The sequence below is a fragment of the Serratia sp. PL7 genome, assembly GCF_945957435.1.
Genome location: NZ_CAMFLB010000009.1, coordinates 211,116 through 235,728, shown reverse-complemented (window position 1 = coordinate 235,728; position 24,613 = coordinate 211,116). Strand labels below are relative to the sequence as shown.

22 protein-coding genes are annotated in these 24,613 nt (G+C 61.5%); 11 read left to right on the top strand and 11 right to left on the bottom strand.

Features of this window, described 5'->3' with window-relative positions:
• Window positions 1–27 precede the first annotated feature (27 nt).
• Window positions 28–2,091 (bottom strand): alpha-amylase, encoded by a 2,064-nt coding sequence (locus tag N6G83_RS30240; protein ID WP_260516020.1) that lies wholly within the window; start codon window positions 2,089–2,091, stop codon window positions 28–30.
• A gap of 196 nt (window positions 2,092–2,287) precedes the next feature.
• Between N6G83_RS30240 and N6G83_RS30235 the strand changes: the two genes are divergently transcribed.
• Window positions 2,288–2,440, top strand: coding sequence for a hypothetical protein (locus N6G83_RS30235; protein WP_162837931.1), 153 nt, complete (start codon window positions 2,288–2,290; stop codon window positions 2,438–2,440).
• Between the two features lies 1 nt (window position 2,441).
• Here N6G83_RS30235 and ghrB read toward each other — a convergent pair whose 3' ends face one another.
• From ghrB to N6G83_RS30195, 8 genes are all read right to left on the bottom strand, one after another.
• The gene (gene ghrB / locus N6G83_RS30230; protein WP_260516018.1) at window positions 2,442–3,419 is read right to left on the bottom strand and encodes a glyoxylate/hydroxypyruvate reductase GhrB; all 978 of its coding nucleotides are present in this window, start codon (window positions 3,417–3,419) and stop codon (window positions 2,442–2,444) included.
• 73 nt (window positions 3,420–3,492) lie between these two features.
• A complete protein-coding gene (locus tag N6G83_RS30225) occupies window positions 3,493–4,761 on the bottom strand; it encodes an MFS transporter (protein ID WP_033639091.1) in 1,269 nt (422 codons plus the stop codon).
• Between the two features lie 140 nt (window positions 4,762–4,901).
• Complete coding sequence (locus N6G83_RS30220) at window positions 4,902–5,867, bottom strand: sugar kinase (protein WP_049207119.1); 966 nt, start codon at window positions 5,865–5,867, stop codon at window positions 4,902–4,904.
• A gap of 7 nt (window positions 5,868–5,874) precedes the next feature.
• Entirely contained in the window at window positions 5,875–6,627 is a 753-nt protein-coding gene (locus tag N6G83_RS30215) for a sugar phosphate isomerase/epimerase family protein (protein WP_025304773.1), read from the bottom strand.
• A gap of 172 nt (window positions 6,628–6,799) precedes the next feature.
• A complete protein-coding gene (locus N6G83_RS30210; protein ID WP_260516049.1) occupies window positions 6,800–7,816 on the bottom strand; it encodes a LacI family DNA-binding transcriptional regulator in 1,017 nt (338 codons plus the stop codon).
• 142 nt (window positions 7,817–7,958) lie between these two features.
• The gene (locus tag N6G83_RS30205; RefSeq protein WP_016929583.1) at window positions 7,959–8,621 is read right to left on the bottom strand and encodes an OmpA family lipoprotein; all 663 of its coding nucleotides are present in this window, start codon (window positions 8,619–8,621) and stop codon (window positions 7,959–7,961) included.
• Between the two features lie 246 nt (window positions 8,622–8,867).
• Complete coding sequence (locus N6G83_RS30200; RefSeq protein WP_043140746.1) at window positions 8,868–9,320, bottom strand: N-acetyltransferase; 453 nt, start codon at window positions 9,318–9,320, stop codon at window positions 8,868–8,870.
• Window positions 9,317–9,883, bottom strand: a complete 567-nt coding sequence (locus tag N6G83_RS30195; RefSeq protein ID WP_025304776.1) for a DNA-3-methyladenine glycosylase I — start codon at window positions 9,881–9,883, stop codon at window positions 9,317–9,319. The genes N6G83_RS30200 and N6G83_RS30195 overlap by 4 nt, the downstream gene beginning before the upstream one ends.
• A 196-nt stretch (window positions 9,884–10,079) precedes the next feature.
• On the opposite strand from N6G83_RS30195, the gene N6G83_RS30190 reads away from it, so the two are divergent.
• The 8 genes from N6G83_RS30190 to N6G83_RS30155 all read left to right on the top strand — a co-directional run bounded on the left by N6G83_RS30190 (window position 10,080) and on the right by N6G83_RS30155 (window position 21,123).
• Complete coding sequence (locus tag N6G83_RS30190; RefSeq protein WP_260516016.1) at window positions 10,080–12,068, top strand: autotransporter outer membrane beta-barrel domain-containing protein; 1,989 nt, start codon at window positions 10,080–10,082, stop codon at window positions 12,066–12,068.
• A gap of 330 nt (window positions 12,069–12,398) precedes the next feature.
• A complete protein-coding gene (locus N6G83_RS30185; protein ID WP_127146956.1) occupies window positions 12,399–12,578 on the top strand; it encodes a hypothetical protein in 180 nt (59 codons plus the stop codon).
• A gap of 221 nt (window positions 12,579–12,799) precedes the next feature.
• A complete protein-coding gene (gene glyQ, locus N6G83_RS30180) occupies window positions 12,800–13,717 on the top strand; it encodes a glycine--tRNA ligase subunit alpha (RefSeq protein WP_043140757.1) in 918 nt (305 codons plus the stop codon).
• A 9-nt stretch (window positions 13,718–13,726) separates the two neighbouring features.
• Window positions 13,727–15,796: a glycine--tRNA ligase subunit beta gene (gene glyS / locus N6G83_RS30175; RefSeq protein WP_025304779.1), complete on the top strand. Its 2,070-nt coding sequence runs from the start codon at window positions 13,727–13,729 to the stop codon at window positions 15,794–15,796.
• 295 nt (window positions 15,797–16,091) lie between these two features.
• A complete protein-coding gene (locus N6G83_RS30170; RefSeq protein ID WP_025304780.1) occupies window positions 16,092–16,811 on the top strand; it encodes a DUF3053 domain-containing protein in 720 nt (239 codons plus the stop codon).
• Between the two features lie 542 nt (window positions 16,812–17,353).
• Window positions 17,354–19,273, top strand: a complete 1,920-nt coding sequence (locus N6G83_RS30165; RefSeq protein ID WP_025304781.1) for a PTS mannitol transporter subunit IICBA — start codon at window positions 17,354–17,356, stop codon at window positions 19,271–19,273.
• Window positions 19,274–19,331: 58 nt separating this feature from the next.
• Entirely contained in the window at window positions 19,332–20,477 is a 1,146-nt protein-coding gene (locus N6G83_RS30160) for a mannitol-1-phosphate 5-dehydrogenase (RefSeq protein WP_049209024.1), read from the top strand.
• Between the two features lie 94 nt (window positions 20,478–20,571).
• A complete protein-coding gene (locus N6G83_RS30155; protein ID WP_016929575.1) occupies window positions 20,572–21,123 on the top strand; it encodes an MltR family transcriptional regulator in 552 nt (183 codons plus the stop codon).
• On the opposite strand, the gene N6G83_RS30150 is transcribed toward N6G83_RS30155, so the two are convergent.
• Entirely contained in the window at window positions 21,120–21,728 is a 609-nt protein-coding gene (locus N6G83_RS30150) for a LysE family translocator (RefSeq protein WP_025304783.1), read from the bottom strand. The two genes, N6G83_RS30155 and N6G83_RS30150, sit on opposite strands and share 4 nt — an antisense overlap.
• 142 nt (window positions 21,729–21,870) lie before the next feature.
• Here N6G83_RS30150 and N6G83_RS30145 point away from each other — a divergent pair, with 142 nt between their 5' ends.
• Window positions 21,871–23,337, top strand: a complete 1,467-nt coding sequence (locus tag N6G83_RS30145) for a PLP-dependent aminotransferase family protein (RefSeq protein ID WP_025304784.1) — start codon at window positions 21,871–21,873, stop codon at window positions 23,335–23,337.
• A gap of 73 nt (window positions 23,338–23,410) precedes the next feature.
• Window positions 23,411–23,773 (top strand): YibL family ribosome-associated protein, encoded by a 363-nt coding sequence (locus N6G83_RS30140; RefSeq protein WP_025304785.1) that lies wholly within the window; start codon window positions 23,411–23,413, stop codon window positions 23,771–23,773.
• 11 nt (window positions 23,774–23,784) lie between these two features.
• Here N6G83_RS30140 and N6G83_RS30135 read toward each other — a convergent pair whose 3' ends face one another.
• Window positions 23,785–24,564 carry a class I SAM-dependent methyltransferase gene (locus N6G83_RS30135; RefSeq protein ID WP_060448332.1) on the bottom strand — a complete coding sequence of 260 codons (780 nt, stop codon included), beginning with the start codon at window positions 24,562–24,564 and terminating at the stop codon, window positions 23,785–23,787.
• Window positions 24,565–24,613 lie beyond the last annotated feature (49 nt).

Below are 24,613 nucleotides of genomic sequence, written 5' to 3'. Positions count from 1 at the left end.
GGCCGATTAGCAGCATATTACGCTGGATTATTGTGACCGTTCGCCGGCCCACACCACCATCACCTTATCGTCGCCGAGCCGGCGGCTGAAGGCATAATAGGCGGCGTGCGCCTGCGGGGTTTGCACGCCGCCGCCGATCGCCGGGTGGCGAGCGCGGAACTGCCCCAACCGTTGCCAGTGGGCCAGCAGCGGGGCTTTTTCCCCCTGTAGCTCACGCCAGTTCATGTCGGAGCGGGTACCCTGCAGCGGATCGGAACCGGTTGGGCCGAGCGGGCGGCCGCTTTCATCGCCGTAGTAAATCTGCACCGCGCCCGGCGCCAGCAACAGCAGGTTCGCCGCCCGCTGTTGGCGAGGCAGCGAGCCTTTGGCGTCGCTGGCGAAGAACAGCCGGGTGTCGTGTGAAGAGAGATAGCTCAGCACGTTGAAATCCTGCAGCCGCTCGGCCATCTGCCGGTAGGTGGCATCGATGTCAGCAAAGCAGCCCAGCGCCTGCGACGCCTGGTCCTGGAAATCGAAGTTGATCATCGCGTCGAAGCCGTTTTGGTAATAGTCGCTTTTCATCACCCCGTGGCCCCAGGCCTCGCCAGTCATCCAAAACGGCGCATCATCCAACGCCTGCTGCGGATGCTCCGCTTTCCATGCCGCCAATGCCGCCGTGGCGCGCTGTTTCAACAGCGCCAGCGTCGGTTTTTCCACGTGCTTGGCGGTATCGACGCGAAAACCGTCGATGCCGTAATCGCGCACCCACTGGCTGAGCCAGACGGTCAGGTAATCGCGGGTGGTGGCGCCGGGCATGTCGCGCGCGGCGGTGTCGGGTTTGTGGCGATAGAACAGCGGCAGGCCGCTGGCGCCGGGCGCTTCGGTTTTGATATCCGGCAGGAAGGCCAGTGACATCGTCAGATCGTCATAGCCCGGCGCGTCATAGTCGCCGATGTCGGTGCGGATCCAATTTTTCCCCCACCATGGGCGCCAGCCCGCCTTGTCGCTGAAGTTGATGTAGTCGTTGAAGCTGTGCCAGTTTTGCCCTGGCCCGGGGCGCCAGTCGCTCCAGTTTTTCCCCAGGGTTTTCTCCACCTCTGCGCCTTGCAGATACAGCGAGCCGAAGTGGAACGTCTGCATATCCACCAGCGTGGCGTAGCCGACGTGGTTCACCACCACGTCGAACAGAATGCGAATGCCGCGGCGATGCGCCTGCTCGACCAGCGTGCGCAGCTCCTGTTCGGTGCCCATGTTGGCGTCGAGGCGAGTCCAGTCCAGCGCGTAATAGCCGTGATAGGCGTAATGCGGGAAATCACCTTGGGTGCCGCCGCCGACCCAGCCGTGGATCTGCTCCAGCGGCGAGCTGATCCACAAGGCGTTGACGCCGAGCTGCTGCAGATAATCCAGCTTCTGCGTCAGGCCGGCCAGATCGCCGCCGTGAAAGGTGCCTATTTCCTGCAGGCCGTCGCTGCGGCGCCCGTAGCTGTGGTCATTGGCCGGATTGCCGTTCTCAAAGCGATCGGTCAGCACGAAGTAGACCGTGGCGTTATGCCAGCTGAACGCCGCCGGTTTCGCCGTGGCGGCGGATTCCAGCAGCAACAGGCCGCCGCTGGCGGGGGCGGGCTGCAGCGTGATTTTTCCCTGGCTCACCTGCGCCGTTTGGCCGGAATAGAAATCGCGCAGCGTTTCGCCTTCGGTGAAGGTGGAGGTGACGTCGACCGTGACCGGCTTACCGTCCCAGCGCGGGCAGCTGCGGACGGCAACGGCGGCGCTTTCCGGCACGCTGCTTAGGCTGAGCTGCAGCGTCGGCGTGCCGCTGCGCGTATCGACGCGCACCTGATAGTCGCCGGCGCGGAACTGCCGCCAGCTGACCGGCGGGTTGGCGCCGCACGGGTGCAGCGACAGCGTCTGGTTAAGTTTTATCGCCTCCGCCGGTTGCCAGCAGTGGTTATCCTGATACAGGCGCAGCGGCAGCTGGCCTTTGGGCAGCGTGGCCTGGCTGGTGAACAGCCCGGCGGCCGTTTCGTCGAGGGCCGGGAAACCCGGCAGCGTCCAGCTGGCCAGCGCCGAAGGCGACAGCAGCATCAATAAGGGCAGGGGTAATAGTTTCATGGCTCTCCTTACGCGCGGCAGGAAGCGTTTTTCTCGCAGGGTAGCGCCCAGTGTGGCAAACGACGGAAAAATGGCCTCCTCCCTGCGAGGGTTTTTCGAGGAGGAGAGGAAGGGCGGAGCGTTTTCGGATTGATTCGGCTTGGCTTTGTGCGCGCGCTGCGGCAGATTAAACGGTGAACATCAAAGGAGGTTAGCGATGACGGACAAAAACTGGCGAGAAGAGATCGTTCAGGCAATTCAGGATGCCGAATTGCAGCACTTCGCCGAAGAACATCAGCTGCAGGCGCTGTTCGCGCCGCAGCAGGAAGAGCAACACGGCCGGTTATCCTCAGACCACCGGCCGCGCTGAGTTATTTCCGCAACAGCTGCGGGTTGACGCAGTTTTCTTTCACCGTGCCGGTCAACGCGGCGATCAAATTATCCACCGCGCAGGCGGCCATGCCGTAGCGCGTTTCATGGGTGGCGGAGCCGATGTGCGGCAACGCCACCACGTTCGGCATGCTGAGTAGCGGCGAGTTGGCCGGCAGCGGCTCTTTCTCGAACACATCCAACCCGGCGGCGTGGATCACGCCGTTTTGCAGCGCTTCGATCAGCGCCTGCTCATCCACTACCGGCCCGCGGCCGGCGTTGATCAGAATGCCGCTTTTCTTCATTTTCGCCAGCTGTTCGCGGCCGATCATGTGGAAGGTTTGTTCGGTCAGAGGCAGCGTGATGCAAACGAAATCCGACTCGGCCAGCAGGGTATCCAGATCGCAGCGACGGGCGCTGAAGCGTTGCTCCGCCTCTTCGTGCGTGCGGCGGGCGTTGTAGAGCACCGGCATGCCGAAGCCGAAGTGCGCGCGCTGCGCCAGCGCCAGGCCGATGCGGCCCATGCCGAGGATGCCGATGGTTTTGTGGTGCACGTCGACGCCGAACCAGTCCGGCCCGATGCTGCCGCGCCATTCGCCGGCCTTCACCCGCTCCGCCACTTCCACCACCCGGCGCGCGGTCGCCAGCACCAGGCTCATGATGGTGTCGGCGACGGTTTCGGTCAACACCGTCGGGGTGTGCATCAACAGCACGTTATGGGCGTTGAGCGCCTCGACGTCGAAGTTGTCGTAGCCGACGGAAACGGTCGAGGCCGCGCGCAGTTTGGGCGCCTGCTGCAGGAAGGCTTCGTCAATTTTACCGCCGGAACCGATGATCCCTTCGGCCTGCTGCAACGCCTGGCGCAGTTCGTCGCGGTTCTCCGGCTGCAGGCCGTTGAAGGCGTGCACGGTGAAGTGCTGTTCCAGACGTTCAAGCAGATCGGCGGGCAGGCTTTTGTACAATACGATAGAAGGCTTCATCACGAACTCCAGCTGGGCCAAAGGGGGCATGGTGCCCCCCCGGTTGGGTTAACAGATAAAAAGTATAACTGGATCAAGCCAATTGCGGCTGGATCTCGTTGCGGGCGGGCTTGACGATCAGCGTCAGCACCACCGCCACCACCAGTGCGATGGCCATGAACATGTAGGAAGCCGCCGGGCTGCCGGTGGCGCCATTCAGATAGCCGACGAACCACGAACCGAAGAACGAACCCAGCGCGCCCATGCTGTTGATCAGCGCCATGGCGCCCCCGGCAACGTTTTTCGGCAGCATTTCCGGAATGATGGCGAAGAACGGCCCGTAGGGGGCGTACATCGCGGCGCCGGCGACCACCAGCAGGCCGTAGGAGATCCAGAAGTGGTTGGCGCCGACGGCGTAAGAACCGAAGAACGCCAGCGCGCCGATCAGCAGCAGCGGCCAGACGAACAGCTTGCGGTTTTGCATTTTGTCCGACGCCCAGGAGACCACGATCATGGCGATGGTTGCCGCCAGGTAAGGCACCGCCGACAGCCAGCCGGCTTCCACCATGCCCATCTGCATGCCGCTGCGCAGGATGGAAGGCAGCCACAGCACGAAGCCGTACACGCCGATGCTCCAGGCGAAGTACTGCACGCACAGCAGGATCACGTTGCGTGAGCGGAAAGCTTCGCCGTAGTTGCGCACGGCCTTGATGCCTTTTTGCTCTTCGTCCAGCTGCTGCTGCAGCGCCTGTTTCTCATCGGCGCTCAGCCAGCCGGCCTGCGCCGGTTTGTCTTTCGCCAGCACCCACCAGCAGAACGCCCAGATAACCGCCGGAATGCCCTCGATGATGAACATTTCACGCCAGCCGAAGGCGTGGATCAGGTAACCGGATACCACCGACATCCACAGCACCGTCACCGGGTTGCCGAGGATCAGGAAGGTATTGGCGCGTGACCGCTCCGATTTGGTGAACCAGTTGCTGATGTAGATCAGCATCGCCGGCATCACCGCCGCTTCCACCACGCCGAGGATAAAGCGGATGGCGGCCAGCATCGGAATATTGCTGACCACGCCGGTCAGCGAGGCGCAGCCGCCCCACAGGATCAGGCACCAGAAGATCAGTTTTTTGACGCTGCGACGTTCGGCGTAGATGGCGCCGGGAATTTGGAAGAAGAAATAACCGAGGAAAAACAGCGCGCCCAGCAGCGAGGCCATGCCTTTGGTGATGCCGAGATCTTCATTGATGCCGGCGGCAGAGGCGAAGCTGAAGTTGGCGCGATCGAGATAGGCCAGGCTGTAGGTGATAAACACGATGGGCATGATGTACCACCAGCGTTTGGCCGCGACAGTCGCTTTGTTCATGTTCAGTATCCTTCAGTGGTGTTGCATCCCCTTCGCCCGGCACGCTGGGCGTGAAAGACGAAGGGGCAGATGCTCTCCCGACGCGTCCCGGTTGTAGGGCCAGAGGCTGACGTCATGCGGAGAAGTCGTTTTTTTTATTGTTATTCGGCCAGCGCCGCACGGGTCGGCAGGCCTTCGCTGTCGCCGATGGCCTGGATCGCCAGCGAGCCGATTTTGTTGCCGCGCTGCACCGCCTGTATTAGCGTTTTGCCTTCCAGCAGGGCGCTGAGGGTGCCGACGGCAAAGCCGTCCCCGGCACCGACGGTATCCACTACGTTGTCGACCTTGACCGCGGCCACTGTCGCTTTATCGCCGGCGGCGGTTTTAAACCAGGCGCCGTCCGGGCCGGTTTTGATGATCACCGCCTGCACGCCGCGCTCCAGATAGAAATCGGCGATGCCTTCCGGCGTCGACTGGCCGGTGAGGATCTGTCCCTCTTTCAACCCCGGCAGAACCCAGTCGGCGGCGAACGCCAGCTGGTTCAGCTGCTCGATCATCACCTCGCGGCTGGGCCACAGCACCGGGCGCAGATTGGGATCGAACGAAATGGTTTTACCCATGGCACGCATCTCGCGCGCCGCATGGTGGCACAGCGCCAGCGACTCGCTGGACAGCGCCGCCGCCACGCCGCTCAGGTGCAGGTGGCGCGCGGAACCGAAATACTCGCGGTTGAAATCGGCAATCGACAGGTGGCTGGCCGCCGAGCCCTTGCGGAAATACTCCACACTGGGATCGGTACCATCGGTGGTTTTGGATTTCACCTGAAAACCGGTGGGGTAGTGGCCGTCGACCGTCACCTGCCGGTAATTGATGCCTTCTTTTTTCAACTGCTGCAGGGTGAAGCGCCCGAACGAATCGTTGCCGACGCGGCTGACCCAGCCGACGTTCATACCCAGACGCGCCAGGCCGATCGCCACGTTCAGTTCGGCGCCGGCGATGCGTTTGGTGAAGGTTTCCACCTCCGCCAGATCGCCGGTTTGTGCCGCCACGAACATCGCCATGGCTTCACCCAGCGTGACCACATCCAGGGGCGCCTGCTGCGCCGTCGTTGCCGTTAACGTTGTCATCATGGGGTTACTCCGCACGCAAGATATTGACGTAATGGCGGGTGACGGCTTCCAGGTCATCGCCCTGCAACGGGAATTCGATACCGCGCGGCGCATCGTGCGGCAGGCGGGCCAACAGGTCGCGCCAGCTGCCGTCGGTCTCGTCCAGCGCGATGGCGCGCCAGCCGCGCGGGCCTTGGGTGGCGGCTTTGACGTGCACGTAACCGACGTGGCGGGCCAGGCGTTCGGCGGCGGCGAAGGCGTCTTGCCCCACCCACAGCCAGTTGGCCATATCGAAGGTCATGCTGACCGGCAGGTGGCTATCTTCCGCGGCGTGGAAAAAGGCGTTCAGCATCGACAAAATGCCGCAGTCCGGCGTTTGGTCGTTCTCGACCACCAGCTTGACCGGGTGTTGCTCCAGCGCCACTTTCAACTCGGTAAAATCAAAGCCGGGGCGGAAATGGCCGAGGGAGAGCTTCAGCTGGCGCGCGTTCAGCGCCTGCGCTTCCGCCAGCAGCGCCGACAGGTTGGGGTTCAGCGTATGTTGCGGTGTGAACAGCGCCTCAGGGGCGGAATAGACGGCGAACAGCTGCTGGCGATCGATCTCTTGCGCCAGCGCCGGCAGGCTGTCCAGTTCACCGGCGGTGAACAGTTCGCGGCGGATCTCCACTCCGTCGGCGCCCGCGCCGGCGATGATGGGCAACAGCGCGCGCTGGCCGCCGTGTTGTTTGACGGTATCGGTGCCGTAGGCGCCGGTGACCACGATGATTTCTGTTTTCATTTTGACTCCTGAGGCGGCATTGTCGCCGCCGCTGCTGTTACCGGTACGTTAAATGGAACCGGTTCCAGCGAAAAGCGACAGAGTGTAAAAATATGATCGCAATCACGAAGCTGAGCAAAAAACAGCCGATTCAGATAGAGGCGGGGCGGTCAACGGCCCCGGAGAAGGTGGATTAGCGGGTGGTGGAGCCGCGGACGATCAGCTCGCCGGAGAACATCTGCTCACCGCTGGGGGTGGCCAGGCCCTGAATGCGCTGCACCAGCCGCTCCAGCGCCGCGTGTCCCATTTGGTAGGTAGGTTGTTTCAGCGTGGTGATGCCGACGCCCGCCAGCTCCGCCCACTCCAGCTCGTCAAAGCCCAGCAGGCCGATGTCGTTGCCCCACTGGATGCCGAGCCGACGCATGGCGCGCGCCACCTGCAGCGTCAGGGCGCCGTTGGCGGAGATCACCGCTTTGCGCATGCCGCGATGGCGGCCGCTGAAATCGCTCAGCACTTGCTCCAGCTTCTGCCGATCGTTGAGCGGCGTTTCGGCCTGCTCCGCCAACAGCGCGGGGTGCTGCGCCATGGTATGTCTGAAAGCGTGCAGGCGTTCGAGACGGGTATTGACCGTACCGAGCGGCTCGCTGAGGAACAGGATCGCTTCGAAACCTTGTTGCAGCAGGTGTTCGGTGGCGACGGTGGCGGCTTCGCGGTTGTTCAGGCCCACCACGTCGCAGGCGAAGTCGGGGATTTTTCGGTCGATCAGCACCATGGGCAGCATCGACTGTTGCAGCGTGGATAATGCTTCCTCGCGCATGCCGACCGCGTTGACCACGATGCCTTCTACCCGGTAACTGCTGAGCAGCTGCAGGTAGTGCTGTTCCTGATTGACTTCGTTGTTGGTGTTACACACCAGCAGGGTAAAACCGTGTTGACGGCAGGCGGCCTCGATGCCGCGCATCACGTCCACCGAATAGGGGTTGGTGATATCGGCGAGGATCAGGCCGATCAGGCGGGTCTGGCCGCCCTTCAGGCTGCGCGCCATCTGGCTTGGCCGGTAGTCGAGCTGCTGGATAGCCTGTTCGATGCGCTGTTTGAGATCGTCGGAAAGCAGGTGCTGTTCACCATTCAGATAGCGCGATACGCTGGTCTTGCCGGTTTTGGCGATGCTGGCCACATCGCTGATGGTGGCGCGTCCTGAGGTGCGCATTGCCTTGCCTGTGCTCACAGCCGATCCCTCCTGCGGTTAATTGCCAAGGAGACTACCATACCCGATGTGCGAGCGGGAATATTGAAGGATAAGGAGAAAGTCGGGAGGAAGCGGCGGGGCACCGGTGGCGCCCCGCACGGGATTACTGCAGCGGGCTGAGGGTGATCTCGACGCGGCGGTTTTGCGCCTTGCCTTCCGCGGTGCTGTTGGAGGCGATCGGGTTGTCCGGGCCGGCACCGGTGGTGCGGATACGGTTCGCCGCCACGCCCTGGGTGATCAGCGCGCTGGCTACGCCGTCGGCGCGCTGCTGCGACAGGTTCATGTTGAGCGAGCGGGAGCCGGTGCTGTCGGTGTAGCCGACCACGTTGACCGCGGTTTTCGGATACTCTTTCAGCACCATGGCGACGCCGGTCAGGGTGTTGGCGCCCGCCGGTTTGAGCGTGGCGCTGCTGCTGTCGAAGGTCACATTATTCGGCATGTTCAGCACGATGTTGTCGCCCTGGCGGGTGACGCTGACGCCGGTACCTTTCATCTTGTCGCGCAGTTTGGCTTCCTGCACGTCCATGTAATAGCCTGCGCCGCCGCCGAGGGCTGCACCGGCCGCTGCGCCGATCAGCGCGCCCTTGCCGCGATCTTTCTTGGAAGAGGACAGCACGCCGACGCCGGCGCCCAGTGCGGCACCGAGGCCCGCGCCGATGCCGGATTTACCGACTTCGGATTCGCCGGTGTAAGGGTTGGTGGTACAGGCCGACAGCGTGAGCGCGACGCTCACTGCGCCGGCAATAATTGCAATGCGTTTTTTCATGTTCTTGTCCTTAATGGCATCAATTCTGTACGCGCCGGCCCAACACGGGGGCGCAAAAAGTAGGCGACGCAGGTGGGGCCCGCATCACCGCGCTACTATGACGCGTTGGCTCGCCGGCAGTTCCGGAGAAAAACGTGACAAATGATGAGCGCGGGTAAGTGCTGGGGGAGTTATGCGATAAAACGCCGGGCGGCGCCATGCAGCGGATTCCTAATTGCGCGCCGCCAGGGCGCGAATGCGCCTTTTTTAACCGTAACCGGTTGAATTCTCGATTGCCGGCCAGTTCATGATCAGCGTATAGGCTTGGGTTTCGTCGTTAAACAGGCGTTGCGTCACCTGAAAACCGTGCTTGTGGTAGAACGCGCAGGCTCGCAGGTTCTGCTGATACACCTCCAGGCTGAGCCGGCGGTAGCGCTGCTGCACGTGCGTCATCAGCGCCTGGGCGACGCCGCGGCCGTGATACGCCCGATCGACGAACAGCGCGCCGATGAACTGCTCGTCCAGCACGCTGATAAAGCCGACGATCTCGTCGTTATGCCAGCAGGCCCAGCTTTGCGCGCGCGGCAGGTAGTTTTCCCGCACCAGTGCGGCGCTCTCATGCCAGTATTTTTCCGCCACGAACGGATGGGCGGCGATGGTGCTGGGCAGCCACAGCGCCATCAGCCGTTCGATATCCTCCGGGCCACAGGGGCGGATCACCGTGGCTTTGGGTAGCACATGCACCCCGTGAGATGATCGTTCACCAGCCCGCTGGCCTGCATGAAGGCGTAACAGATCGTGGAGCCGATAAACTTGAAGCCGCGCTTTTTCAACGCTTTGGACATGGCGTCGGACTGCTCGGTTTTAGCCGGCACCTGGCTCAGCGCCTGCCAGCGGTTGAGCTGCGGCCGGCCGCCGACGAAGTCCCAGATGAAGGTAACGAAATTCTCGCCGGACGCCTCCATCGCCAGATAGGCTTTGGCGTTGGTGATGATGGCTTCTATCTTGCCGCGGTGGCGGATGATGCCGCTGTCCTGCAGCAGGTTTTCCACGTCCTGCTCGGTCATGGCGGCGACCCGCTGCGGATCGAAACCATGGAAAGCACGCCGGTAATTCTCGCGCTTTTTCAGGACGGTGATCCAGGAAAGGCCGGCCTGCTGCCCCTCCAGACACAGCATTTCAAACAGCTCGCGCGCGTCGGTGGTGGGCGCGCCCCATTCCTTGTCGTGATACTCGAGATACAACGGATCGGCCGTCACCCAACCGCAACGTTCGTCTGCCATCCTGACTGTCCTTATGCTGTGTTTATGAACAGTAATCATCGCTCGAAGCGCCGAACTTGGCAAGCCTCTGATTGTTTTGTCATCAGCCTGCTTGACGTGGTGAAAAAGCCGACAATAGTTACTACATGGCCGGTGGAAAACCGGCCAACGATAAAAACGACATTGCCTTCATTTGCAGGCTCTCAGGAGTCGATTCATGCCTCTAAAAATAACGTGCATGCCCCGCCCGGCGGCGCTTGCAGTGGCGTTGCTTTGCAGTATGACCCTTCCGGCTCAGGCGTACGATCAACTGTACGTCTTTGGCGATAGCCTGAGCGATACCGGCAACAACGGCCGGTTCACCTATGACGGCAGTCAGCACCTGCTGTACGACGAAGCGTTGGCGCAACGCATCGGCGCGGCGCTGGTGGCCTCGGACAACGGTGGTGAAAACTACGCCGCCGGCGGCGCCGTGGCGGTGCCGGGCCTGAACCCGGTCGACAACACCCAGGATCAGGTGCAGCACTACCTGAATCGGGTTAACGGCCAGGCCGATGGCGACGGTTTGTATATTCACTGGATCGGCGGTAACGATTTGGCGGCGGCGGCGCTGAATGCCGCTACCGCGCCCGGCGTGGCCTATAACAGTGCCGCGGCCGCCGCCGCGCAGGTGCATTCGCTGCTGAACGCCGGTGCCGGCACGGTGATCGTGCCGACGGTGCCGAACATCGGCTCCACGCCGCAGCTGATGGAACTGATCATTCAGCAGGCGCTGCCGCCGGTACAGGGGGCGGCGATCCAGGCGGCCTATGCCACGCTTAATTCGGTGGCTACCCCGGACAACGCTTCGCGCACGCAGGCGATCCACGCGGCGTTGGCCGCCGCGGCGAAGCAGGGCAGCGCCATTCCTCAGGTACAGCAGGCGATCGCCGCGCAGCTTATCGCGGCGTATGACAGCCTGAGCGCGCAGGCCGCCCAGCTGACCGATTTCTATAATCAAAGTGAAGACCGTCTGCTGGCGCAGGGCAGCGGCAATATCGTGCGGGTGGACGTCAACAAGCTGTTCGCCGAAGCGATCGCCAATCCGGCGCAGTTCGGCTTCGCCAACACGACCGGCATGGCTTGCCCGGCGGGCGTTTCCTCGGCGGTTTGCCGTTCCGACATGCCCGGCTTCGACGCCGGCCAGTCCTATCTGTTCTCCGACCATTTCCACCCCAGCCCGCAGGCGCACCTGCTGATTGCGGATTATATTCAGGCGGTGTTGGATGGCCCGGCGCAGGTGGTGGCGCTGAATCAGGCGACGGCGGCGATGGCGCGTGACAGCCGCGCCACGCTCGACAGCCGTTTCCAGCAGCTGCGCAACGGCGACAACCCGCAGGGCTCGCTGGGCGTGTTCGGCGGCTACGCCGGCCAGCACTACGACTATGCCGATAATCGGGCGGCGGGGGACGGCAACGCCACCACCCACAACCTGACCGTCGGCGTGGACTATCAACTGACCGACAGCTGGTTGATCGGTGCGTTGATCGCCGGCTCCAACGACGATCAGCATCCTTCCAGCCGTTTTGATTACAAGGCGCGTGGGCTGCTGCTGTCAGCCTTCAGTTCGCTGGCGCTATTCGAGCAGGGCTGGGTCAACGCCGATCTGCACTATGCGACGATGGACTATGACGACATCCGCCGCAGCATGCGGCTGGGGCCGCTGACGCGTACCGAAACCGGTTCGACCACCGGCAAGCAGTGGGGGGCGCGCGTGACCGCCGGCTATGACTTCCCGATCGCCTCTTACCTGACCACCGGGCCGGTGGCGCAGTTCGCCTGGGACTACAGCCGCGTTTCCGGCTACAGCGAAGATGGCGATGACAGCACCGCCATGCGCTTCAACGATCAAACCTATCACTCGCAGATCGGCGCGCTGGGTTGGCGGCTGGATACGCAATTCGGCGTGTTTAACCCTTATGCGGAAGTGAGTTATCAGCATCAGTTCGGCGACGACGTCTACCGCGCCGGCGGCGGCCTGAAATCGACGCAAACCTCGTTTACCCGCGACAGTGCGGGCCAGGACAAAAACTGGGTGGATGTCACGCTGGGGGCCAACATGCCGTTGACGGACAGGGTATCGGCCTTCGCCACCGTTTCGCAAACCGGCGGGCTGAGCAGCGGCGAGCAGTTTATGTATAACGTCGGCGTCAGCGCGCGTTTTTGAATTGGTCATCGGCGCGCTCAAGGGCGCAGGATAGTCATAAGGTCTGATAAGGGATTTATGAGGAAGGCGGCCTGGGGTGAATTATGCGGGCCGCAATGACGTTGGCGGAAATACAAAAAAAAACTGATCCTATGAAAGGATCAGGTAGCCACTTGGCCAACACCAGGGAAAATTTTATTTATTATTGTATAACCAAAGATTAACTGTCAATTTGTTTCTGTGGCCCGTTAGCGCCGTCTTTCATCCCTGGCCGTTCCTCCCATGCCCCGACCGTCGGCACGCCGCGTGATATCGCCTTATTGTTCACGATAATAAGAAATAATCTGGCACTTGATCACATTATCTCTCGATGAGGGGAGTTTTTTAGTTGATAAAATTAACAAAAATAACATTGTCGCAACTTTATCTCGTGGCAAATATAAAGATACACGCACGGAAATCAGCCTGAATTTGACCGGCGAGGGGAGAAATAGCGTTCAGCTAATTGACTATTTAAACGGCGGTGAGTGATATTTTTGTTTAGATACTCTAATGTTTTTGCCGGGTGTGTCTTTCTGGACGGCGAGGCGACCGGCCGGCGCGTTGTCCTTCCCTCGGTGCCCGCCGCGTGAAAATCCAGCGCTTCTCACCCCGATTCGCACTTGTTGCCGGATTCTGGCTGTATATCTTACGGTCAAAGGGTATACTGGCGCATTCCATCTAAATCCACTTGTATCGCGTGCGAATTCAACATGCAAAAGTTTGATACCAAGACCTTCCAGGGCCTGATCCTGACACTGCAGGATTATTGGGCGCGCCAGGGCTGCACCATCGTTCAACCATTGGACATGGAAGTCGGCGCGGGAACCTCACACCCGATGACGTGCCTGCGCGCACTGGGGCCGGAGCCGATGGCGACCGCCTATGTGCAGCCATCCCGTCGCCCGACCGACGGCCGCTACGGCGAAAACCCGAACCGTCTGCAGCACTACTACCAGTTCCAGGTGGTGATTAAGCCATCGCCGGACAACATTCAGGAACTCTACCTGGGCTCGCTGAAAGAGCTGGGTCTGGATCCGACCATCCACGACATTCGCTTCGTGGAAGACAACTGGGAAAACCCGACGCTCGGCGCCTGGGGCCTGGGTTGGGAAGTGTGGCTGAACGGCATGGAAGTGACGCAGTTCACCTACTTCCAGCAGGTCGGCGGCCTGGAGTGCAAGCCGGTGACCGGCGAGATCACCTATGGTCTGGAGCGTCTGGCGATGTACATCCAGGGCGTGGACAGCGTATACGATCTGGTGTGGAGCAACGGCCCGCTGGGTGTCACCACCTACGGCGACGTGTTCCACCAGAACGAAGTGGAGCAATCCACCTACAACTTCGAATACGCCGACGTCGACTTCCTGTTCTCCTGCTTCGAGCAGTACGAGAAAGAAGCCCAATCGCTGCTGGCGCTGGAAAAACCGCTGCCGCTGCCGGCCTACGAACGCATCCTGAAGGCGGGCCATACCTTTAACCTGCTGGACGCGCGCAAGGCGATTTCGGTAACCGAGCGTCAACGCTACATTCTGCGCATCCGCACGCTGACCAAAGCCGTTGCCGAAGCCTACTACGCTTCCCGCGAAGCGCTGGGCTTCCCGATGTGCAACAAGAAGAACGAGAACTAAGAGGCAGCCATGACTCAACAGACTTTCCTGGTGGAAATCGGCACGGAAGAGCTGCCGCCGAAGGCGCTTCGTTCCCTGGCGGAATCTTTCGCCGCCAACTTCACCGCCGAGCTGGACAACGCCGGCCTGGAACACGGTGACGTGAGCTGGTTCGCCGCACCGCGCCGCCTGGCGCTGAAAGTGGCCAACCTGAGCGCGGCACAGGCCGATCGCGAAATTGAAAAACGCGGCCCGGCGATCGCCCAGGCGTTCGACGCCGAAGGTAAACCGAGCAAAGCGGCCGAAGGCTGGGCGCGCGGCTGCGGCATCACCGTCGATCAGGCTGAACGCCTGGTGACCGACAAGGGCGAGTGGTTGATGTACCGCGCCCACGTTAAAGGCCAGTCGGCGCAACAACTGCTGGCCGGCATGGTCAGCACCGCGCTCGGCAAGCTGCCGATCCCGAAACTGATGCGTTGGGGCGACTCCGACGTGCAGTTCGTGCGTCCGGTACATACCGTCACGATGCTGCTGGGCGCCGATCTGATCCCAGGCACCGTGCTGGGCATCGAATCCGCGCGCACCGTGCGCGGCCACCGCTTCATGGGCGAAGCCGAGTTCACCCTCGACAATGCCGACCAATACCCGCAGATCCTGCTGGAGCGCGGCAAAGTGGTCGCCGACTACGAAGCGCGTAAAGCCCTCATCAAGCGCGATGCCGAACTGGCGGCGCAGAAGATTGGCGGCAAGGCCGATCTGAGTGAAAGCCTGCTGGAAGAAGTGGCTTCGCTGGTGGAATGGCCGGTGGTGCTGACCGCCAAATTCGAAGAGAAATTCCTGGCGGTGCCGGCGGAAGCGCTGGTGTACACCATGAAGGGCGACCAGAAGTATTTCCCGGTGTACGACGCCGCGGGCAAACTGCTGCCGAACTTTATCTTCGTAGCCAACATCGAGTCGAAAGACCCGCAGCAGATCATCTCCGGTAACGAGAAGGTGGTGCGTCCGCGTCTGGCCGACGCCGAGTTCTTCTTCAACACCGACCGCAAGAAGCGTCTGGAAGACAACCTGCCGCGCCTGGAAACCGTGCTGTTCCAACAGCAGCTGGGCACCCTGCGCGACAAGACCGACCGCATTCAGGCGCTGGCGGGCTGGGTTGCCGGCCAGATCGGCGCTGACGTCAACCACGCCACCCGCGCGGGCCTGCTGTCGAAGTGCGACCTGATGACCAACATGGTGTTCGAATTCACCGACACCCAGGGCGTGATGGGCATGCACTACGCGCGCCACGACGGTGAGGCGGAAGACGTCGCCGTTGCGCTGAACGAGCAGTATCAGCCGCGCTACGCCGGCGATGCGCTGCCGCAGTCGCTGGTGGCCTGTTCCCTGGCGATCGCCGACAAGATGGACACCCTGGCCGGCATCTTCGGCATCGGTCAGCATCCGAAGGGCGATAAAGACCCGTTTGCGCTGCGCCGTGCCGCGCTGGGCGTGTTGCGTATCATCGTCGAGAAAAACCTGCCGCTGGATCTGCAGACACTGACCGAAGAGGCCGTGCGCCTGTACGGCAGCAAGCTGACCAATGCCAAGGTGGTCGACGAGGTGGTGGAATTCATGCTGGGCCGCTTCCGCGCCTGGTATCAGGAAGAAGGCCACGCGGTCGATACCATTCAGGCGGTGTTGGCGCGCCGTCCGACCAAGCCGGCCGACTTCGACGCGCGCGTCAAGGCGGTATCCCACTTCCGCACGCTGGACGAGGCGGCGGCGCTGGCTGCGGCCAACAAACGCGTCTCCAACATTCTGGCGAAGTCTACCGAAACGCTGAACGACACCGTGCGCGCCTCGGTGCTGAAGGACGCGGCGGAGATCCAGCTGGCGACTCACCTGGTGGTGCTGCGCGACAAGCTGCAGCCGTACTTCGCGGCGGGCAACTACCAGGAAGCGCTGGTGGAACTGGCCGCGCTGCGTGAGCCGGTGGATGCGTTCTTCGACAACGTGATGGTAATGGCGGACGATGCGGAAGTGCGCGTAAACCGCCTGACGCTGCTGAGCAAATTGCGTGAACTGTTCCTGCAGGTGGCGGATATCTCCGTACTGCAGTAAACGGCTCTGTGCTGTGAAAAGGCGCCTGCGGGCGCCTTTTTTATTTCCGTTTCCTGGGTGCGAAGGCAAGGTCGCCTGGCGACTTGGGGAAATTGAAGCGTCCGGTCGCCGACGGCAATGAACCTCAGTGCGTTTTGCGCACGATGTTCAACCGCCTCCGGCCGAGACAATGTTCACCGCAAACGGAATCGCGTATCGGAACGCCGCCAGTTGATCTATTCTTATAGGCGCACGGAGTGCGCAAAAAGGGGCGGAGTCCAATGAAAAAGCAGGTTTATAACAGGAGTTATGTCACATGGCGGTAGGGATCCAGAGCAGAGGTTTCGCGCGTTGGTTGGCACCGGTATTGGCATTGTTGGTGGTCATGCAATTGACCGCCTGCGGCGATAAAGAGCCGGAACAGCGCAAAGCATTTATCGATTACTTACAGAATACCGTGATGCGCAGCGGGGCGAATATCCCCACGCTGAGCGAAGACCAGAAGCAGAAGTTCGGCAACTATGCCGGCGATTACGCGATTTTGGTCGGCTTTTCACAGCAGCTGTCCAAGTCGGTCGGCGCCAGCCTGACCCCGGCGTTGGATCAGATTAACCAGATCCGCACCGCGCAGGACTATCTGAACAAACGCGATGCGCTGCAGCAATCGGTCGGGGCGTTGAACCTGCTGGGCCAGCAGATCCAGTCGGCCAAATCGCAGGCGGATACCGCCCACGCGGCGCTGAAACAGCCTGACGATCTGAAGGCGGTGTACAACCAGGCCTATGACAAAATCGTCACCGCACCGGCCAACGCCTTGATGCCGGCGATCCCGACCACCGCCAGCTTTGTGCAGGATCTGGTGCAGGTCGGCGATTTCCTGCAGAGCCAGGGCAATCAGGTCAGCTTCAACAACAACGGCGTGCAGTTCCGCACCGCGCAGCAGGTGGCGCAGTACAACACCATGATGTCGAATCTGGTGGCCAAACAGCAGAACCTGATGAATGCGCAGAAGACCATTCAAAGCGTGACGCAATAATAACGCGTCCAGGCGCGAAACAGGCCGGCATTGCCGGCCTGTTTTATTTACCCTCAGCGTTTCCAATAGCTTGCTGGTTTATTGCGCAGGCTTCTGTACTACACTTCAATTAATCCATTCATTAGGCAATGTAGTTTTCTTTCATTCATCACTTCGCTAGTTCCCGGCGGGATGAGTGCTCACAGGGAAGATCAAACAGAGCGTTGCGATCGGCGCTGCAGCTAAAAATAAATTGTGACTAATGTCACAATTCAAAAACAAAACGCCAATTTAAAAATGTGATCATAGTCACTTTATTGGGGGTTTTGTGGCGACTTTTTTCTCACTGTGCTTTTTTTACACGTCATAAATGTGATCTTTATCACTATAAATGAGGGTTTGCTGGGGTGTTGTGTGTGACTTGTATCACAAAAAATTCGTGAAGTTCGCGTGACAAAAACAGCGTGATAGAGTCCGTTTCGCATACAGCGGCAACACGGCTGGATCGTCACAACAATAATCACGCGCTCTATTGTCAGCGCGTAACAATAGGGGTGTGTTTTATGTTTTCACCAGACATCAAGGTTAAAGTGCAAAACTTTGGCCGCTTCCTGAGCAACATGGTGATGCCCAACATCGGCGCCTTTATCGCCTGGGGGATTATCACCGCGCTATTCATTCCAACCGGCTGGCTGCCGAATGAAACCTTAGCCAAGCTGGTCGGCCCGATGATCACCTACCTGCTGCCGCTGCTGATCGGTTATACCGGCGGGCGGCTGGTGGGCGGCGATCGCGGCGGCGTCGTGGGTGCCATCACCACCATGGGCGTCATCGTCGGTGCCGACATGCCGATGTTCCTCGGCTCGATGATCGCCGGCCCGCTGGGTGGCTGGGCTATCAAGCATTTCGACCGCTGGGTGGACGGCAAGATCAAAAGCGGCTTTGAAATGCTGGTGAACAACTTCTCCGCCGGCATCATCGGCATGCTGCTGGCGATCCTGGCCTTCCTGGGCATCGGGCCGCTGGTGGAGGTGCTCTCCAAGCTGCTGGCGGCGGGCGTGCACGTGATGGTGAAGAACAACCTGCTGCCACTGGCGTCCATCTTCGTTGAACCGGCGAAAATCCTGTTCCTGAACAACGCCATCAACCACGGCATCTTCTCGCCGCTGGGTATCCAGCAGGCCACGGAAGCCGGCAAGTCGGTGTTCTTCCTGATTGAAGCCAACCCAGGCCCGGGCATGGGCGTGCTGATGGCCTACATGTTCTTCGGCCGCGGCAGCGCCAAGCAATCCGCCGGCGGTGCGGCGATCATTCACTTCCTGGGCGGCATCCACGAAATCTACTTCCCTTACGTGCTGATGAATCCACGTCTGCTGCTGGCGGTGATCCTGGGCGGCATGACCGGCGTATTCACCCTGACGATGCTGAACGGCGGCCTGGTTTCTCCAGCTTCCCCGGGTTCGATCCTGGCGGTGCTGGCGATGACGCCGAAAGGCGCCTACTTCGCCAACATTGCGGCGGTGTGCGCAGCCTTTGCCGTCTCCTTCGTGGTGTCCGCTTTCCTGCTGAAAACCTCCAAAGTGAAAGAGGATGACGATCTGGAAGCCGCGACCCGCCGCATGCAAGAGATGAAATCGCAGTCCAAAGGCGGCGCAGCGGCGCCAGCGTCGGTCGACGGCGATCTGAGCACCGTGCGCAAAATCATCGTCGCCTGCGATGCGGGCATGGGTTCCAGCGCCATGGGCGCCGGGGTGTTGCGCAAGAAAGTGGCGGACGCCGGGCTGAAGAACATCTCGGTGACTAACAGCGCCATCAACAGCCTGCCGGACGATGTGGATCTGGTCATCACGCACCGCGATCTGACCGAGCGCGCGATGCGCCACGCGCCGCAGGCCCAGCACATCTCGCTGACCAACTTCCTCGACAGCAAGCTGTACAGCGATCTGGTCGACCGTTTGGTAGCGGTCAACAAAACCACCGACAACCAGCAGAAGGTGCTGGGCGCGCTGGACGACAGCTTCGAAGCCGGGGAACCGAACCTGTTCAAGCTGAGCGAAAGCAATGTGTTCCTCAACCTGCAGGCTAGCGACAAAGAGCAGGCGATCCGTTTCGCCGGCGAGCAGCTGGTGAAAGGCGGCTACGTCGAGGCGGAGTACGTGCCGGCGATGCTGGAGCGCGAAAAGCTCACCTCCACCTACCTGGGCGAGTCGATCGCCGTGCCGCACGGCACCATCGAGGCCAAAGACCGGGTGCTGCGCACCGGCGTGGTGTTCTGCCAGTACCCGCAGGGCGTGCGCTTCGGCGATGAAGAGGATGAAGTGGCTCGCCTGGTGATCGGCATCGCCGCGCGCAACAACGAGCATATTCAGGTGATCACCAGCCTGACCAACGCGCTGGATGACGAGAGCGTGATTGAGCGGCTGGCGAATACCACCAGCGTCCAGGAAGTGCTGGACCTGCTCGGCGGCAAAAAAGCTGGATAACAGAATCATTTTAAAGGGTGCAGCTTGCTGCACCCTTCGACATTAAGAAGGTAGAGTTATGAAAGCATTACATTTTGGCGCAGGGAATATCGGCCGCGGTTTTATCGGCAAGCTGCTGGCGGACGCCGGGGTTGAACTGACCTTCGCCGACGTCAATCAAACGGTGCTGGATCTGCTGAACAGCCGTAAAAGCTACGCGGTGCACGTGGTGGGCGAGCAAGAACGCGTGGAGCGCGTCAACAACGTTAGCGCCGTCAACAGCGGCAGTGAGGCGGCGGTGGCGCTGATCGCCGAAGCGGATCTGGTGACCACCGCCGTTGGCCCGCAAATTCTCGCCAAAATCGCCGGCACGATCGCCAAAGGGCTGGTGCTGCGTCATCAGCAGGGCAATGTGCAACCGCTGAACATCATCGCCTGCGAGAACATGGTGCGCGGCACCAGCCAGCTGAAACAGCATGTGTTCGCCGCGCTGCCGCAGGATGAGCAGGCATGGGCTGAGCAGCATGTCGGCTTCGTCGATTCGGCGGTCGATCGCATTGTGCCGCCGGCGGACAGCAACGACCCGTTGGAAGTGACGGTGGAAACCTTCAGCGAATGGATCGTCGATCAGACCCAGTTCAAAGGCCAGCCTCCGGCGATCGCCGGTATGGAGCTGACCGATAACCTGATGGCGTTCGTCGAGCGCAAGCTGTTCACCCTCAACACCGGTCACGCCATCACCGCCTACCTCGGCCAACAGGCCGGGCTGCAAACCATTCGTGACGCCATTCTCGACCCGGCGATCCGCCGCGTGGTGAAAGGGGCGATGGAAGAGAGCGGCGCGGTGCTGATCAAACGCTACGGCTTCGACGCCGACAAGCACGCCGCCTACATCAACAAAATCCTCGGCCGCTTCGAAAACCCGTATCTGCACGACGACGTCGAGCGCGTGGGCCGTCAGCCGCTGCGCAAACTGAGCGCTGGCGATCGCCTGATCAAACCGCTGCTGGGTACGCTGGAATACGGCCTGCCGCATGCCAACCTGATCCAGGGCATCGCCGCCGCCATGAGCTACCGTAGCGAACAGGATCCGCAGGCGCTGGAGTTGGCGGAACTGCTGAACACGCTCGGGCCGAAAGCCGCGCTGGCGCAAATTTCCGGCCTGCCGGCGGAAAGCGAGGTTGTAGAAGAGGCCGTTGCTGTGTATAACGCCATGCACAAGTAGAATCGTGATGATGAACACCCGAGCGCAGCTTGCTGCGCTCCTGCAACCCGAGTTCGGCATCGACGGCCCTCCCCACGCCTTTCGAAAAGCGACGATGGAAGAAGCACAGGCATTTGAAAACCAGGTTCTGGAAAAGCTGAACGCGGGCAAAACGGTGCGCAGCTTCCTGATCGCAGCGGTAGAGCTGCTGGCGGAAGCGCTCAACGTGCTGGTGGTGCAGGTATTCCGCAAGGATGACTACGCGGTGAAATATGCCGTCGAACCGCTATTGTCCGGCAGCGGCCCGCTGGGGGAGCTGTCGGTGCGCCTGAAGCTGATGTACGGCCTGGGGGTGATTTCCCGCCACGAATATGAAGACGCCGAGCTGCTGATGGCGATGCGCGAAGAGCTGAACCACGACGGGTCGGAATACCGCTTCGTCGATGACGAAATTCTCGGGCCGTTCGGCGAGCTGCACTGCGTGGCCGCGCTGCCGCCGGTGCCGACCTTCCTGCAGCCGGGCGAGGCGGATGAAGCGCTGATCGCCATGCAGCGCCAGCGCTATCAGCAGATGGTGCGCTCCACCATGGTGCTGTCCATTACCGATCTGATCGCCGGCATCGGCGCCAAACAACCTTCCCGACTCTCTCCTCTCGGCCGCGGCTAAGCAAAGGCCGCGCGCCACTCGTCGAACAACAGCCACAGCGCGGTGGCGGCCATCAGTCCGGACATCACGCCGTTGAAGGCGCGCAGTTTCCAGGTCACTCGCAGCGCGTTGCGCAACCGGTCGCCCAGCACCGCCCACAGCAGCACGCACGGCAGGTTCAGCAGCGCGAAACCGGCGATGACCGACAGCGTATGGACGAAGGTGGCGCCTTCGCGCGGGGTGAACAGGATCGCCACGTTGATCACCATCAGCCAGGCTTTGGGATTGACCGCCTGAAACAGTGCACCGTTGAGCAGGCTCATCGGCTGCGCCTGCTCTTTGGCGTCCGGCGAGGCCGCCTGAAACAGCTTCCATGACAGCCACAGCAGATAGGCGCAGCCGATCACCGCCAGCGGGAGGCGGATGACGCCGGCCCAGCTCAACGCCAGCGCCAGCAGCGGGATAATGATCGCCAGCTGTACCGCACAACCGACACAGATGCCAAACAGCATCGGCAGGGTGCGGCGCAGGCCGAAGTTGACGCCCGACGAGGCCAGCAGCAGGTTGTTGGGGCCGGGGGTGATCGACATGACGGTGACGTAGCTGACAAAGGCGGAGTCCAGCATGGCAGGTTCCTTGAAAATGACGGTGATAACGAGAGGATCAGCATAATCGCTGCAATGGGATGGTGACAGAACCAAAAATCGGATATTGTCATGGTTACAGTTGTGCAAAATGTAAACTGTACCCATTACTTGGAGAGAAACTGTGACCTTGCTCGATGAAACCCCGGATACCCGTTACCTGCAGCTGGCGGATACGTTGGCCGAGGCCATTCGACGCGGCACGCTGCTGCCCGGTGACCGCTTGCCTTCGGTGCGGCGCTGTGCGCAAACGCACCGCGTCAGCATCAATACCGTGGTGTCGGCTTACCGCACGCTGGAGGATCGCGGGCTGATCGAAGCGCGACCGCAGTCGGGGTTTTATGTCCGCAGCACGCTGCCGGCGCTGAAGATGGCCTCGGCGCCCAGCGGCCGTATCGAGCCGCCGGCGGACGACGTGCTGGCGCTGATCGATACGGTATTCGCCGCCCAGCAAAATCCGGCCTTCACTAACATTGCGCTGGCCTGCCCGCAGACCAGCGACTTCTATCCCGGCGGCAAGCTGGGGCGTATGTTGTCTTCTCAGCTGCGCCGCCAGCCGGATCTGATCGGGCAGTATCCGTTGCCGCCCGGCAGCCTACGGCTGCGCCAGCAGATCGCCCGCCGCTCGATGACGCTGGGCATGTTGCTGGAGCCGGGCGACGTAGTGCTGACCCATGGCTGCATGGAGGCGCTGCAGCTGGCGCTGCGCGTCACCACCAAACCGGGTGACTGCGTCGGGCTGGAGTCGCCAACCTATTTCTATCTGCTGCCGCTGCTGGCCAGCCTGGGGCTGAAAGCGCTGGAAATCCCCACCGATCCGCAGCTGGGGCTGTCGCTGGACGCGCTCGAGTTGCTATTGAACGAGAAGCGGCTGAACGCGGTGATCGCCATGCCGACGGTGCAAAACCCGCTGGGTTGCACCATGCCGCTGGCGGCGAAAAAGCGGCTGGCGCGGCTGATGAACGATCATCAGGTGCCGTTGATTGAAGACGGGCTGTATGCCGAGATCCAGTTCGGCGGCGCGCTGTCGCCGGCGGTGAAGGCGTTCGATCGCGACGGCTGGGTGCTGTTTTGCTCCAGCTTCACCAAAACGCTGGCGCCGGATTTTCGCGTCGGCTGGATCTGCGGCGGCCGTTTTCACGAGGCGTTGCGCAAGCTGAAGGCGGTGTCGTCGATGTCCGAGTCGCAGCTGCTGTCGGAAACGCTGGCGACCTTCCTGGAGAGCGGAGGCTACGATCACCATTTGCGCAACCTGCGCAAGCGCTATGCGGCGCAGGTCGACGAGGCGCGGGCGCTGATCGCCCGGCATTTCCCACGCGGCACGCTGGCCACGCAGCCGGCGGGCGGCTTCGTGTTCTGGGTCGAATTCCCTCCCGGCGTGGACAGCGTGGCGCTGTTCCACCAGCTGTTGGAGGAGCAGATCTGTTTGACGCCGGGCACCCTGTATTCCCCCAGCGGGCGCTACCGCAATGCGCTGCGGCTCTCCTGCTGCTACCCGTTCAACGCGCGCTACACCCAGGCGTTGGCCCGGCTCGGCGCCAAGGCCTGCGAGATGAGCGGCCTGCCGCCCGGTATTGCGCAGGACGGGTAACGGCGCGCGCCTTTTGCTACAATGCCGGTATCATTGATTAGCGTGCCATTTTGGGCACAACGGGCCAGAGACCATGAAAGAGAAAGAAAAGGCAGAGATCAAGCGCCTGAGCGACCTGCTGGACGCCTTGAACCACAAAGACGCGACCGTGATCCAACAGGGCAACCCTGAGTTGATCGCGCAGCACACCAAAGAAAAAGAGAAACTGGCGACGGAGATCGAGCGCCTGAAAGACGTGCGTGGCGAGAAGCTGAGCGCCGAAGCGCAGAAGCTGAGCAAGCTGCCGTTCAGCCGCGAGATCACCAAGAAAGAGCAGGCCGATATGGGCGCGCTGAAGAAAAGCGCGCGCGGGCTGATTGTGGTGCACCCGATGACCGCGCTGGGCCGCGAGATGGGCCTGAAAGCGGTCACCGGTTACGCCAAGAAAGCGTTCTGAACCCCCGGGCGTCAGACCTTGGTGGTGAAATACGCCTTGGTCTGATAGGGCACGGTGACCGTGTCCTGGCCCCGCAGTTCCTCTTCTTCCGCCACCAGCTGGCGCAACCGCTCGATAACCTGCTCCTGTTGCGCCTGTGGCAGTGCGGCGATAAAGCTGGTTGAACGTACCCGGTTGTAGATCACGTCCTCCACCGCGCCGCGGTGGCCCAGCATAAAGACCTGCTCCTGCAGCGGTTCAAAGCCTTTGAACGGGAAGAATTTGCGCCATTCGCCGGTATAGAAACGCGGCGCATCCCCTTCGTGGCTGTCGACGATCTGATTCAGTTTACGCACCCAACCGACGCGCGCATCGCGCATGTTCCACACCAGACCGAGTTTGCCGCCGGGCTTGAGAATACGCTGGATTTCCGCCAGCGCCTGCGGCGTGGCGAACCAGTGGAAGGACTGGGCGCACACCACGGCATCGACCGACTCGTCCGGTAGCGGGATCGCGTCGGCGGTGCCCGCCAGCGTTTTCACCTGCGGCAGCGCCGCCGACAATTTTTCCAGCATTTGCGGCACCGGTTCGACGGCGATCACCTGCGCGCCGGTTTCCAGCAGGCGCGGAGTGAACTTGCCGGTACCGGCGCCGAGATCGATGACCGTCATGCCGGCGTGCAGGCCGATAGACTCACGCAGCCAGGCGGCGATTTCCGGCGGGTAATCCGGCCGGCCTTTCACATAGCGATCGGCGTTGGCCTGATAGCCCTCGGCGGCGGCGTGATGAATCGAATGGGTCGGGGTGGTCATATACCTGGCTCCTGGCTGAAAAACACGCGGCTACAGTATAGGCGGAAGA